Raw genomic sequence first — 13994 nt, 5'->3', positions numbered from 1 at the left:
GGTGGAGTCCTTTCAGCTGCTATAACCTTTATAATATAATACTAGAAATTTAAATTATGTAAAATAAGGAACTTAATTATAAAGATTAGGTTCCTTAATTATATAATGAGAAAATAAGTTTAATTTATTTTTATAGGTCTTTTTTTCAATTTCATCAGATTCAATAGCAATTTTTAACCTTTAATTCTTAATTTTTAATTATTAGGTAGTGCTATATATGTTATTTTATTATTAAATAATAATTTCTATTAATTAGCTCTTGCCATAATACTAAGGCTTATAGTATCATTGAGTTAATTAAAATAAGAAAAACAAGTAGGAATGAAGCAATTACGGAGGAAATAATGTTAAATATAGGATGTCATTTATCAACAACAAAAGGTTTTGAAAATATGGGAAAAGAAGCGTTAGAAATTGGAGCTAATACTTTTCAATTCTTTACTAGAAACCCTAGAGGTGGAAAAGCTAAAGATATAGATATGAAGGATATGGAGGGGCTTTTAAAAATAGCGAAAGAAAATAATTTTGCAACTATTTTAGCTCATGCACCATATACATTAAATGCATGTTCTGCAGATGAAAGAACTAGAGAATTTGCAAGAGAAATGATGGAAGATGATTTAAATAGAATGGAGCTTATGCCAAATAATTTATATAATTTCCATCCTGGAAGTCATGTTAAACAAGGGGTAGAGGTTGGAATAAACTACATAGTAGATTTATTAAATAATGTGTTAAGAGAAGATCAAACTACAACTGTTTTATTAGAAACTATGGCTGGAAAGGGTTCAGAGGTTGGAAGAACTTTTGAAGAAATAGCTGAAATAATATCTAGAGTTGAATTAAAAGATAAAATGGGAGTATGTTTAGATACTTGCCATATATATGATGCTGGATATGATATTGTTAATAACTTAGATGGAGTTTTAGAAGAATTTGATAGAGTAATTGGTTTAGATAGATTAAAAGCAATTCATTTAAATGATAGCAAAAACCCATTTAAAAGTCATAAAGATAGACATGAAAAAATTGGAGAAGGCTTTGTTGGATTAGATGCAATAACTAATATAATTAATCATCCAAAACTTAAGCATTTACCATTTTTCTTAGAAACACCTAATGAACTAGATGGTTATGCAAAGGAAATAGAATTATTAAGAAGTAGATACCAAGGATAAGTTTATAACTTTACTTTATAGTGGCTATGTAGGTTGATTTTAGATTACATAGCTACTACTTTTTTTATTTTCTTGATAGATTATATACCTTTAGATTATAATTGATATTTAGAAAGGTGTGTTTTTAGTGGAAGAGTTAATAAAAGCAATTAGAGAAATTGTTAATGAAGAAGTAATAAAGATTGTTGTTAGTAACAAATTAAATAAAGATGTTAAATATAATAAAATAAATATTGAATTAAAGAGTAATAAAAAAGGTAAGAGATATTATCAAGTTGAAAGCTTTACTGATAAGCAAGTTTTTCATGAAAATATTGAATCTAATGAATTAGAAAAAAAACTAATTGATTTAGTACATAATAATTATAAGCAACTCGGTGCTTGGACTAACACTACTACCTTTGATTTAAAGATATCTAAAAAGGGAAAAGTGTTTTTAGGTAAAAAGAAGGCTGATAACAAGAGCTTAGCTAATAAAAGTCATAATAAAGAGAAGAATTATATTTTAAAGGAAGGTATGATAATTGAGCCTTTGATAGATTTAGGTGTTTTTACTAAGGAAGGTAAGGTTATTAATTCTAAGTACGATAAGTATAAGCAAATTAATAGATTTATAGAAATAATTGATGATGAAATAAGAAAAAATAATTATAAAGAGCTTACGATATTAGATTTTGGTTGTGGGAAATCATATTTAACCTTTGTTTTATATTATTATTTTGTAGAAATTAAAAATATTAAGGTTAAAATGATAGGATTAGATTTGAAAGAAGATGTTATTAAGAAATGTAATGAAATTGCAAAGAGATATAAATACGATGATTTACATTTTGAACTAGGAGATATTAATGGATATAAGTATGAGAATAATGTTGATATGGTAATAACATTACATGCTTGCGATACTGCAACAGATTATGCTTTATACAATGCTATTAAGTGGAAGGCTAAAATGATTTTTTCAGTTCCATGTTGTCAGCATGAATTTAATGCTCAAATAAAGCCAGAATCCTTATCAATTATTTCAAAATATGGTATAATTCAAGAAAGGGTTTCTGCTTTAATGACAGACGCTGTACGTGGAAATTTACTTGAAGCAGCAGGATATAAAACTCAACTTTTAGAGTTTATAGATATAGCTCATTCACCTAAAAATATTTTAATAAGAGCATCGAAATCTAATATATCTTCAGATAAGAAAGAAAAAGCTTTAAGTGAAGTTGATAATTTAATAAAGGAATTTAACTTTAATCCAACATTATTAAATTTGTTAAAAAGTGATAAATTAATATAATCTACAGTGCTGTACTTTATTTAAGGTGCAGCATTTTTATATTATAAGAAATTATTAATAAGTTATTCTGTATATAAGTATTTATAATCTATTCCCTTAGAATTCAAGGATATAAATATAAGTTTGTTATGGGTTAGATCAAGGCGAGGTAATAAGCAAATTTATATATTTACTTAGTTAGTGATTAAGTTACTAAAAGTAAGATTAGAATAATATAAAATAGAAAATAAGAGGAGGAATTACTATGGAAAAAGACCAAATAAAATATATGATAAAAAATAAGCTAAATAGAGAGTTTATAGGACAAAAAGATTTTTTTGATGAAATAACAAATTATTTTATCTCAAAGATTGAGAAAAATGAAAAAGGAATTTTATTAATATCAGGTCAAAGAAATACATTTAAAAAAGTATCTATTAGGTATGTATTTGAAGAATTATATAAAGAAAAATTAATTAGTAAGAAAAGACTTGAAGAAATAGATCTAGCTTCATATAACTTTAATTTAGGATATAATGCTTTTTTAAGTGATTTATATGAAATACTTAATAGTGATAAGTCAGAAGGGATAATGTTTAAGAATGTAGAGAAGGCATCAGATGAAATAATAAAAGTTTTATCAAAGATACAACCTAATTCATGTATTAACCTAAAAAATAACTATACAATAAAGAATAAATTTTTAGTTGAAGCTGAAAAAGACCAAAAAAATACAATAAATCAATTTATTTGCCATAATAAATTCTTTATATTTATTTATAATTACGAAGATAAAAATGAAATGGATGAGGTAATTGAAAATACCTTCACTAATATAGATAAAGTATTGACTACAAAAGAGCTTACAGAAAGAGAAAAAAACTCTATCATAAGAAAAAGACTAAATAATGAAATAGAAAAGATAAAAAGTAATTTTGGAATTCAAATAGTTTTAGGATTTAAGGATGCCACTTTAGATAAAGATAGATATGGGGTTTGTGAGTACTTACAAAATTCTTTTAGTAAAAAAGGAAGCTTTGATATTAGTGAATATATCAATTATACCTTTAGTCATCCAATTATAAATTTAATAAATAAAGAAGGTTTAAGGCAAGGAGATAAAGCTTTAGTTTATGTAGAAAATAATAATTTAAGATGCAGAGTTAATAGTACAGTTTATAGATTATTAAAGTATTCAGTACCTACATTAGAAGAGGTTAAATATAAGCTTGAAGCCATGATTGGAGTTAAGGAATTAAAGGAATTTTTATTAAATATAGAAAACAATCATAAAGTGCAAAAAATTAGAGAGAAGCTTGGACTTAGAACTTCATATATATCATTAAATATGATTTTTGCAGGAAATGCAGGGACAGGAAAAACCAATGCAGCTAGAATAACGTATGATTATTTGAATGCTTTAGGATTATTATCTAAAGGAACATTAGTTGAAGTGAGTAAGGCAGATTTCATTTCTGATAATGTAAGTGAAACAGCAAAAAGAACTAATGATATTATAAAGTCAGCCTTAGGAGGCGTTTTATTTATTGATGAAGCTTATTCTTTATATGAAGGTGAAGAGGATAGGGTTGGAAAAGAAATTGTAGATGCTTTAATTAAGGGAATTGAAGATAATCGAAACAATTTAATTGTTATACTAGCAGGCTATGAAAAAGATATGGAAGAGTTTTTAGGGGGAAATCAAGGCCTTAAATCAAGATTTCCGAATATTATTCATTTTGAAGACTATACTCCTACTGAAATGTATGAAATAGCCCTTCAAATAGCTAAATCTAAGGGATATAGGATTTCTAAAAATGTTAAAAATGATTTGATAGATTTATTTACTAGAAATCAGCTTACTGGAAAAAATGATTTAGGTAATGCAAGGTTTGCAAGAAATATAATTGAAAATGCTATTATTTATTCTTCTAGAAAATATTTAAATAATAATAAAAGTGAAATAGATCTTTTAGAGAGAGAAGATTTTAACTTTAAAGCTAATGCTAAGTTTGATTTAGAAGAAAAGCTAAAGAATATTATAGGGCTTGAAGATGTTAAAAATCTTTTAAGAAGCCAATATAAGTTATTAATAGCTCAAGAAAAAAGAAAATCTGTTGGAGTAAATACAGAAATAGAGCAAAACTTAAATATGGTTTTTGCAGGTAACCCAGGCACAGGTAAAACCAGTATAGCAAGATTAGTTGCAGAGATGCTAAATAGTATGGGACTATTAAAGATTGGTCAATTAGTTGAATGTGATAGATCAAGCTTTGTTTCTAATATTCCAGGAGAAACCGCTAAGAAAACAGAAGAAAAATTTAAGGAAGCCTTAGGTGGAGTTTTATTTATAGATGAGGCATATACTTTAGCTAATGATAGCTTAGGTAGAGAAGCAATAGAAACTTTATTAAAGCTTATTGAAGATAATTCAAGAGAGGTAATAGTGATATTAGCTGGTTATGAAGAAGAAATGGAGAATTTCTTCGATGTAAATATAGGGCTTAGATCAAGATTCCCTTTATGGACTAACTTTAAGGACTATAATCCAAATGAACTTCTAGAAATGTCTATTAGATTAATTGAAGGTAAGGGATTTAAGTTATCTAAAAATGGATACAGCTCTTTAAAGAAAAGCTTTGTTGATATTTATGAAAATTCAGATTCACAATCTGGAAATGGAAGAATGGTTAGAAACTATGTTGAAAACCTAATAAGAGAACAAAGTATTAGAATAGTTGAAGAGGATACCAGTGCATATGAAATTAATTTAATTACTGCAAAGGACATAGAAAAATTAAATACTTCTCAATATGACAATGAGTTTGATTTAGAAAAACATTTGAAAAATTTAGTTGGTAATGAAGAAGCGAAGGAGTTTTTAAGAAATCAGTATAAGCTTATTAGAGTAAAGGAAAAGAGAAAAAAGCTAGGGCTATCTACTGATATTAATAGATATATGAATATTATATTTACAGGAAAGGTCGGTACAGGAAAGAAGACTGTATTAAACATTTTCTCAGAAATATTATATAGTGTGGGAATAGTAAAAGCTAAAAATATAGTTGAAATAAATAAAGATGAAGCAATAGATTGTATAAATAATAATAAATCATTTGAAGAAGTTCTAAATAAACAAATAGGAAAAGTAATATATATTGATGGAGCTGAATTCTTACTAAAACCGTATACTAATAAAATAATAAAAGACTTAATTAAATTTATGGATAAGAACAGCAATAATTCAGTATTAACCCTATCAGGTAAAGAAGAGGATATTAGAAAACTAATGAATATAAATCCAGAGCTTAACTATAGATTTTCTTCAATGCTAAACTTTAAAGATTATAGTAAAGAAGAATTGGTATATATGGCAATGGGAATATTAGAAAGTAAAGGATATGTATTAGATATTAATTCAGATAATGATTTATCTAGCACAATACATGAATTATACGAAAATGAAAAATTAACTTTAAGAAATGCTCTAATGGTAAAGCAGTATCTAGATATATTAATTAGAGAGCAAAGTATAAGAATATGTGATACGAAAATCAATAATAAAGAAATGAACTTAATTATGACTCAAGATATAATTAAGAGTAAGGAAAAATTCTTACAAAAAAATATTTTTATTAATAAATAGAATAACAAATATCCTATTGTGATAATCTAAATTTTGCGAAGCAAAATAATGAAAAATTAATAATGAAGAATGAAGAATGAAGAATTAAGGAAAAACTCCTTTAGAGTTTTGAAAAAAGCTGCTTTGCACCAAGATGAAATTTAAGTTTTGTTGTGCAAAACATCCTTAATTCTCCATTTTTAATTCTTAGTTAATAAAATGCTCCGCATTTTACGACTGTTTGTATTCCTTTATATTAGTAATATTTATATCTATAAATTCATTTTCATTAAACATTAAGTGACTTCCAGAGTAAGGTTTTCCATCGACAAGAATTATTACTTTATTAATTCCATAATTATAGCTATAAGTTAAGGCTAAGGTTTTTAAAGCAGAGGCTTCTGGACCAGAACCAAGACTTCTTAGCATATTATAATAAGATGGTGACAAATCCACAGTTAAGATATCATTATTTAACTTTGCAGACTTTACTGCTAAGTTATCTCCATAGTTTAAAAAATTATCGTTAGGTATATTTTTTAATTCTTTAGTTAAGGATGTTACTAAAGCACTGTCAACAACTTCGATTGACTTATCTTGATAGTAATACATATCATCACTAGCGTTATAATAGTATATTCTACAGTTCATATTTTTTACGTTTGTAGATGTAGAAGTATCATCAGCATTATAGCTATCTTTTGAGTACTGAGTAGCTGAGTTATAGTTAACATCAAAATAGCCTTTTGGTAAATCACCACGCAAAGAAGTATATAACTCATCACCAAAATAAATTGCTACTTTCTCTACATTTAAGTTATATCCATAAGTTGAAAGTAATGAGGATAATAGTCCACCTTCTGTTGAAGAGCCTAAAAGCATTTTATCAACATAAGATGATGAAAATACTACTTTTAAAACTCCAGTAGACTCATCTAAGGTTGATGATGTTATTTTAACCTTATCAGTTAAATTTAAAAAGTTATTATTTGGGGTATAATTTTGAAGCTCATTAGTTAAAGATTTTATAATTGCATTGTCAGTAACTTCAATTTCCTTATCTACATAATAAAGATCATACTTTACCGTATCAAAGTAGAATAGTCTAACATTTTTTTTAGATACATTACTATTACTATTTGATTCATTTTCATTAGAGCTATTTTCTTCTTCAGAGCTATTTCCTTCTTCAATATTTTCCTTTGGAGGGTTTGTTGCGTCTGAAGGGGGATTATCTTTTGGTTTATTGCAACTAACTAATATAAAAGAGAAAATCAAAGAGAAAAGTAATAAAAATATTTTTCTTTTCATAATACACTTCCTAAATACATATTCTATATATTCTATTTACCTATTTAGTTATTATTGACAAAAATAATATAAATTAATGGTAAACTATTATTAATAAAAAGTAAGGAGAAGATTATGAAAAAATTTTTTAAGACATTAGGAATAATAGTACTTCTAATATTTATAAGTTTAGGAGTTTTTGCATTTTTAATTAGAGATAAAATAAGTTTAACAATAAATATAGTAAAGAAGTATTCTAATAGAGTAGAAAATCCTAGTAGTATCATTGAAGATAATTTATTTTTAGAAGCTAGTACAGATATTGATTATAAAGATGTAGAATATAAAAATACTAATGGTATTTCTCAAACCTTAGATATATATGGGCCTAAAAAAGACGTGAAAGGTGGATCTAAAGTTTTACTTTATGTTCATGGAGGAAGCTGGGTTTATGGTAGTAAAGATATACCAGAGGCTATATCACCTTTATTGGATGCCTTTAGAGAAGAAGGCTTTACTATAATAAGCACAAGCTATCAGTTAATGCGAGGAGAAGAAAACTTTTACAAACAAATTTCTGATGTAAAAGATACTATTAGATGGATTTATAAAAATAAAGAAAAATATAATTTTGATACTGAAAATATAGGTGTTCTTGGAGCATCTTCAGGAGCTCACTTATCATTAATGGCAGCATATAGTGATAATAATGAATTTATTGGAGAAGATGATCTTAAAGATTACCCTTCTGATGTGAAATATCTAATTAACTTTTTTGGACCAACAGATTTAACTACATTAGATATGGATAATGTTAATTGGGATTTAGAGCAAATAATTAATTCTGTAGGAAGCAGCAAAGAAGAAATCTTAGCTAAATATAGTCCAATAAACTATGTGGATGAAAATGAACCAAAGACATTAATAATCCATAGTAGGAAAGATACAATAGTACCATATGAAAATGCAGAAAAACTATATAATGAATTAGAAAGCAAAAATAATAAAGCTAAGATAATAACCTTAGAAGGTGCAACTCATGATTTTTCAGAATTTGATATGGAAGAAATTATGCAAGTTGGCTTAAAGATGCTTCAATTTGTAATTCAAAATATATAAGAAACAGAATAATATTAACTTTTTAGCAAAATATATTACTAGTATTGGTTTTAATTAATTATTTATTTTTAAAGGAGGATACAAATGAAAGTTGTAGTTGTAGGATGTACTCATGCAGGTACCTCATCTGTAGTGAATTTAAAAGCATTGCATCCAGATGCAGAGGTAACTGTATACGAAAAAAATGATAATATATCCTTTTTATCATGTGGAATTGCTCTAAGTGTTGGTGATGTAGTAAATGAGCCGGAAAAGCTTTTTTATAACTCACCAGAAAACTTAGCTGAAAGCGGAATTATAACTAGAATGAAGCATGAAGTTTTAAATATAGATTTTGATAATAAGAAATTAAATGTAAAAAACTTAGTTAGTAATGAAGAGTTTGAAGATAGTTATGATAAGTTAATTTTAACTTTAGGATCTTGGCCTATTATTCCTAATATAGAAGGTATAAACTTAGAAAATATATTACTTTGTAAAAACTATCATCATGCAAAAATTATTGATGAGAAGAAAGATTCATCAAATAATGTAATTATTATAGGTGCAGGTTATATAGGGGTTGAACTAGCAGAAGCTTTTCAAGTTTTAGGTAAGAAAGTAACGTTAATAGATGCAGAAGATAGAATTATGTCTAAGTATTTAGATAAAGAATTTTCTGATATAGCTGAAAAGGAATTTACTAATAGAGGAATAAAGTTAGTCCTTGGTGAAAAGGTAGTAAAGTTTGAAGGGGATAACAATAAAGTTTCTAAAGTAATAACTGATAAGTCTCAATATGAAGGAGATTTAGTAGTATTATGTATTGGCTTTAGACCAAATACTAAGTTAATTGAAGGAAAATTAGATACTTTAAAAAATGGAGCAATTATCATAGATGATTATATGAGAACAAGTAGGGAAGATGTCTTTGCAGCAGGTGATTGCTGTATGGTAAGATATAACCCGGCTAATGATAAACGATATATTCCACTTGCAACAAATGCTGTAAGAATGGGAATGTTAATTGGAAGTAATATAGAAAAGCCAACATTGAAATATATGGGAACCCAAGGTACTTCAGGAATTAAGATTTATGATGTATGTATTGCATCAACTGGGCTTACAGTAGATGCAGCTCACAGTACTTCTGACTTAAAGGTAGAAAGTGTTACTATTCACGAAAATAATAGACCGGAATTTATGCCTACCTTTGAAGACGTACAATTAAAGATTGTTTATGAAGTAGAAAGTAGGAGAATAGTTGGAGGGCAAATTGCATCTAAAGTAGATATGACTGAGTTTATGAATACTCTTTCAGTAGTAATTCAAAATAATATGACTGTTGAAGAATTAGCTATGACTGATTTCTTCTTCCAACCTCACTTTAATAAACCTTGGGGAATATTAAATTCAGCTGCATTAAAAAGAATAAAGCAATAGTTTAATTTAGACTGTTATAATGATAACTTAAATAGTTATTTTTATAACAGTCTTTTTATGATTTACATATAAAAATAGAAAATAATTCTTATATTAGTTATAATAGTATGTATAACCTTAGAATATAAGTTAAGAATTACTATAGAATATATGTTTTAATAAGTTATTTATATCTTGTAGTCTTATAGAATTTTAAGTGGAAAGTTATTCTAAAGTAAACTACATCAATAGAAAGAATATAGAATTAAATAAAGTATAGAGGGAGTAGGTATATGTTATCACTAAGAAATATTAAAAAGTCTTATGTAACTGGAGATTATACTCAGGTTGCATTAAATGAAGTAAATTTGAGTTTTAGAAAAGGTGAATTTGTAGCTATTTTAGGGCCAAGTGGTTCTGGTAAAACTACATGTTTAAATATTATAGGTGGATTAGATAAATATGATAGTGGAGACTTAATTATTAATGGTAAATCAACTAAAGAATTTAAAGATTCTGATTGGGATGCTTATCGTAATAATAGTATAGGATTTATCTTTCAAAGTTATAATTTAATTGGACATCTTAATATATTAGATAATGTTGAAATGGGTATGACCTTAAGTGGGGTATCAGCTTCTGAAAAACATAATAAGGCAAAAGAAGTTTTAGAAAGAGTTGGATTAAAGGAACATATGCATAAGAAACCTAATCAGTTATCAGGTGGACAAATGCAAAGAGTTGCTATAGCAAGAGCTCTAGCAAATGATCCAGATATAATTTTAGCTGATGAACCAACAGGTGCTTTAGATACTAAAACTAGTGTTCAAATAATGGAAATTATTAAAGATATAGCTAAGGATAAACTAGTTATAATGGTTACTCATAATCCAGATCTTGCAGAAGAATATGCAGATAGAATTATAGAGTTTAGGGATGGGAGTGTGATTTCAGATTCTAAACCTATTAATGAGTTAGATAAAAGTGATAATTATGAGATTAAAAAAACTAGTATGAGCTTCTTTACAGCATTAAAGTTATCAGCTATGAATATAAGAACTAAGAAGTGGAGAACTTTTTTAACAGCCTTTGCATCCAGCATAGGTATTATAGGTATTGCTCTAATATTATCTTTATCAAATGGTTTCGATAAGCAAATAGATATATTTGAGAGTGATACATTATCAGGATTTCCTATTATGATATCTCAGCAAGCTGCTGAAGTAGATATGAATGAAATGATGGAACATAGTAAGGAAATGAGAAAAGAAATGCTTGGTAAGGAAGAAGAGGATAATACTAAATATCCAGAGGATAAATTTATTTATCCATATAATAGTAAGGAAAATACTTTTATTCATAATAATAAAATAACACAAGAGTATTTAGATTATATTGAAAAGATAGATTCAAATAGCTTATCAGGTGTTTCATATACTCGTCTAGTTAATATGAACCTTTTAAAGACTGATGGAAGTGTGGCTACACCAATTAATTCGTCTGATTTAAGATTATCATCTTATCCTATTTCATTAGAAAGTGATAAAGCAGGATATTTAGAAAGTTCATATGATTTATTGGCAGGAAGCTATCCAGAAACAATGAATGATTTAGTTCTAGTAGTTGATGAATATAATAATGTAGATACTGAAATTTTAAAGGCATTAGGAGTAGATTCAAGTAAAGAAGAAATATCCTTTGATGATATTATTGAATATGAAATTAAAGCTATCCAAAATGATGATTATTATAAAAAGGTAGGAAGTTTCTATACTTTAGCCGGAAATCCAAAAGATATGAGTGAACTTTATAATAGTGAAAAAGCTATTTCTCTAAAAATAAAAGGAATATTAAGATTAAAAGAAGATGTGAAAATTCCAGTATTATCAGAAGGAGTTGCTTACTCAGATGAATTAAGCAAATTCTTTATTGATAATGCTAAGAACTCAGAAGTAGTAAAAGATCAAGAAGCTGCTGATTATAATGTATTTACAGGAGAAGGCTTTACAGGCGAAACTCAAGGTAGAAGTTCTGAAAATACTAAGGAGAATATTTTAGCTTCCATTGGAGGAACTGAAATACCTTATATGATAACTTTATATCCTAAGGATTTTGAAAGTAAGGAAGCAGTTGTAAGTTATCTTGATAAATGGAATGAAGATAAAACTAAAGAGGATGTAATATTATATAATGATATGGCTAAAACTTTTGCAACATTATCAGGTAGTATAATGGATGCAATAACTATGGTACTTATAGCCTTTGCTGCAATATCTTTAGTTGTTTCATTAATAATGGTTGGAATTATCACCTATATTTCTGTTCTAGAAAGAACAAAAGAAATTGGTGTTTTAAGATCTTTAGGAGCAAGAAAGAAGGATATCACAAGAGTATTTAATGCTGAAACCTTTATAGTTGGTAGTTGCTCTGGAATTTTAGGTATAATAATTGCATACCTATTAACATTCCCAACAAATGCTATATTATATAAAGTAACAGATTTAGAAGGTGTAGCTGTGTTAAATCCAGTACATGCAATAATTCTAATAATTATAAGTGTATTACTTACAATGTTAGGTGGTTCTATACCAGCTAAGATGGCATCTAAGAAAGATCCAGTTGAAGCATTAAGAACTGAGTAATTAATAAATGAAGAAATTAAATAATGAAAGAATGAAAGAAGAAACTCAAGGCATGACTTGAGTTTCTTTTTTGGTTTTTAGTAATCTGCAGTAAATTACTTTACTATTTTAAATTAACAATTTGCTTATTTTTTAGCATTTAAAAATTCTTTTAATACATTAACTACCTCTAGCACATTTTCTTTTGTAACCCAGTAATGAGTTACAAATCTCATTACTCCATTTTCCATACCATTTATTTTAATTTTATTTTCTAAGAAATATTTCACTAAAGCCTTAGTGTTAATATTAGTAGAATTGAATTTAAAAAATACCATATTTATATTTAAGTTATCAAAATCAACTTCTACCTCAGGAATTTTATTTAATTCCTCTGCAAGTAATTTAGCATTATCATGATCTTCTTTTAATCTAGTTGACATTTTTTCTAAAGCAACTATTCCAGCAGCAGCTAAATATCCAGATTGTCTTAAGCCACCACCTAAAAGTTTTCTTTTTTTTCTAGCTTTATCAATAAATTCTTTACTTCCAGCAACTATTGAACCAACTGGTGCACACAGACCTTTTGATAAACAAAACATTACTGAGTCACAGTATTTAGTTATCTCTTTAACATCTACATCTAATGATGCAGCAGCATTGAATATTCTAGCACCATCTAAATGAACTGGTAAGTTATATTTTTTAGCTACATTATATACTTCTTCCATTTCAGAAAGAGTAAGAACATTACCACTTGAATGAGCATTTTCTATACAAATCAACGATGTTGAAGGAAAGTGAATATCTTCATCTTCAAATCGAATTCTTTTTTCTATATCTTTAGCTTTTATAACTCCATTAGGAGAATCTATAGATCTAAGCTGAACTCCAGCTATTACAGCGCTTGCCCCTACCTCATGAGCAACAATATGGTTGGAATCAGCAATTATTACTTCACTTCCTCGTCTGCAATGAGTAAATAAAGATAATTGATTACCAAAGGCACCGCTAGGTACAAATAACGCTGCTTCCTTTCCTACAATACTTGCAGCCAAAACTTCTAATTTATGTACGGTTGGATCATCTCCATAAACATCATCACCAACTTTTGCATTAAACATAGCTTCCTTCATAAAATCTGGTTGTTCCGTTACAGTATCACTTCTTAAATCGATATAATTCATAAAATAACCTCCTAATAACTATATATATACAATTAATTCAATTATAATATAATAGTACAAGTTTAAGAAGAAATTTCAAATATTATTTTATGGAGGAGTTATGGGATCAGAAAGAAGAAATTTAGAACAACTAAGAATATTTTTTATAATTCCACTTACTATGGGTATAGTTAGCAATATATAAATTATTTTTGCTAAATTAGGCATATATAATGAGTTTCTAAGAGAGATTGACTTTTATGAATTTACTATAGGTATGATGTTTTCTACTTTTATTGTAAGTATATTTTCTTTTAAAAA

The 13994-nt window shown here is 27.0% G+C and carries 8 protein-coding genes; 6 read left to right on the top strand and 2 right to left on the bottom strand.

Annotated features, from left to right (window positions below; all coding sequences use genetic code 11):
• Positions 1–344 precede the first annotated feature (344 nt).
• The 3 genes from E6248_RS06285 (at position 345) to E6248_RS06275 (ending at position 6097) form a co-directional block, all read left to right on the top strand.
• Positions 345–1178, top strand: coding sequence for a deoxyribonuclease IV (locus E6248_RS06285; protein ID WP_136003900.1), 834 nt, complete (start codon positions 345–347; stop codon positions 1176–1178).
• Between the two features lie 127 nt (positions 1179–1305).
• Positions 1306–2472: an SAM-dependent methyltransferase gene (locus E6248_RS06280; protein WP_316339963.1), complete on the top strand. Its 1167-nt coding sequence runs from the start codon at positions 1306–1308 to the stop codon at positions 2470–2472.
• A 244-nt stretch (positions 2473–2716) separates the two neighbouring features.
• Positions 2717–6097, top strand: coding sequence for an AAA family ATPase (locus E6248_RS06275; RefSeq protein ID WP_316339962.1), 3381 nt, complete (start codon positions 2717–2719; stop codon positions 6095–6097).
• Positions 6098–6307: 210 nt separating this feature from the next.
• Here the strand turns inward: E6248_RS06275 and E6248_RS06270 are convergent, their stop codons facing one another.
• Complete coding sequence (locus E6248_RS06270) at positions 6308–7387, bottom strand: GerMN domain-containing protein (protein ID WP_316339960.1); 1080 nt, start codon at positions 7385–7387, stop codon at positions 6308–6310.
• A 114-nt stretch (positions 7388–7501) separates the two neighbouring features.
• Here E6248_RS06270 and E6248_RS06265 point away from each other — a divergent pair, with 114 nt between their 5' ends.
• The 3 genes from E6248_RS06265 (at position 7502) to E6248_RS06255 (ending at position 12528) form a co-directional block, all read left to right on the top strand.
• Positions 7502–8485, top strand: coding sequence for an alpha/beta hydrolase (locus E6248_RS06265; protein ID WP_316339959.1), 984 nt, complete (start codon positions 7502–7504; stop codon positions 8483–8485).
• An 84-nt stretch (positions 8486–8569) separates the two neighbouring features.
• Positions 8570–9907, top strand: coding sequence for an FAD-dependent oxidoreductase (locus E6248_RS06260; RefSeq protein WP_316339958.1), 1338 nt, complete (start codon positions 8570–8572; stop codon positions 9905–9907).
• 272 nt (positions 9908–10179) lie between these two features.
• Positions 10180–12528, top strand: coding sequence for an ATP-binding cassette domain-containing protein (locus E6248_RS06255; RefSeq protein ID WP_316339957.1), 2349 nt, complete (start codon positions 10180–10182; stop codon positions 12526–12528).
• 125 nt (positions 12529–12653) lie between these two features.
• Here the strand turns inward: E6248_RS06255 and ltaE are convergent, their stop codons facing one another.
• Entirely contained in the window at positions 12654–13694 is a 1041-nt protein-coding gene (gene ltaE, locus E6248_RS06250; RefSeq protein WP_316339956.1) for a low-specificity L-threonine aldolase, read from the bottom strand.
• Between the last annotated feature and the right edge of the window lie 300 nt (positions 13695–13994).

It is taken from the genome of Clostridium sp. (genome assembly GCF_032552055.1).
Taxonomy (GTDB): Bacteria; Bacillota; Clostridia; order Clostridiales; family Clostridiaceae; genus Clostridium.
The sequence above is the reverse complement of the archived record's forward strand: the minus strand, read 5'-3'. Positions and strand labels throughout refer to the sequence as shown.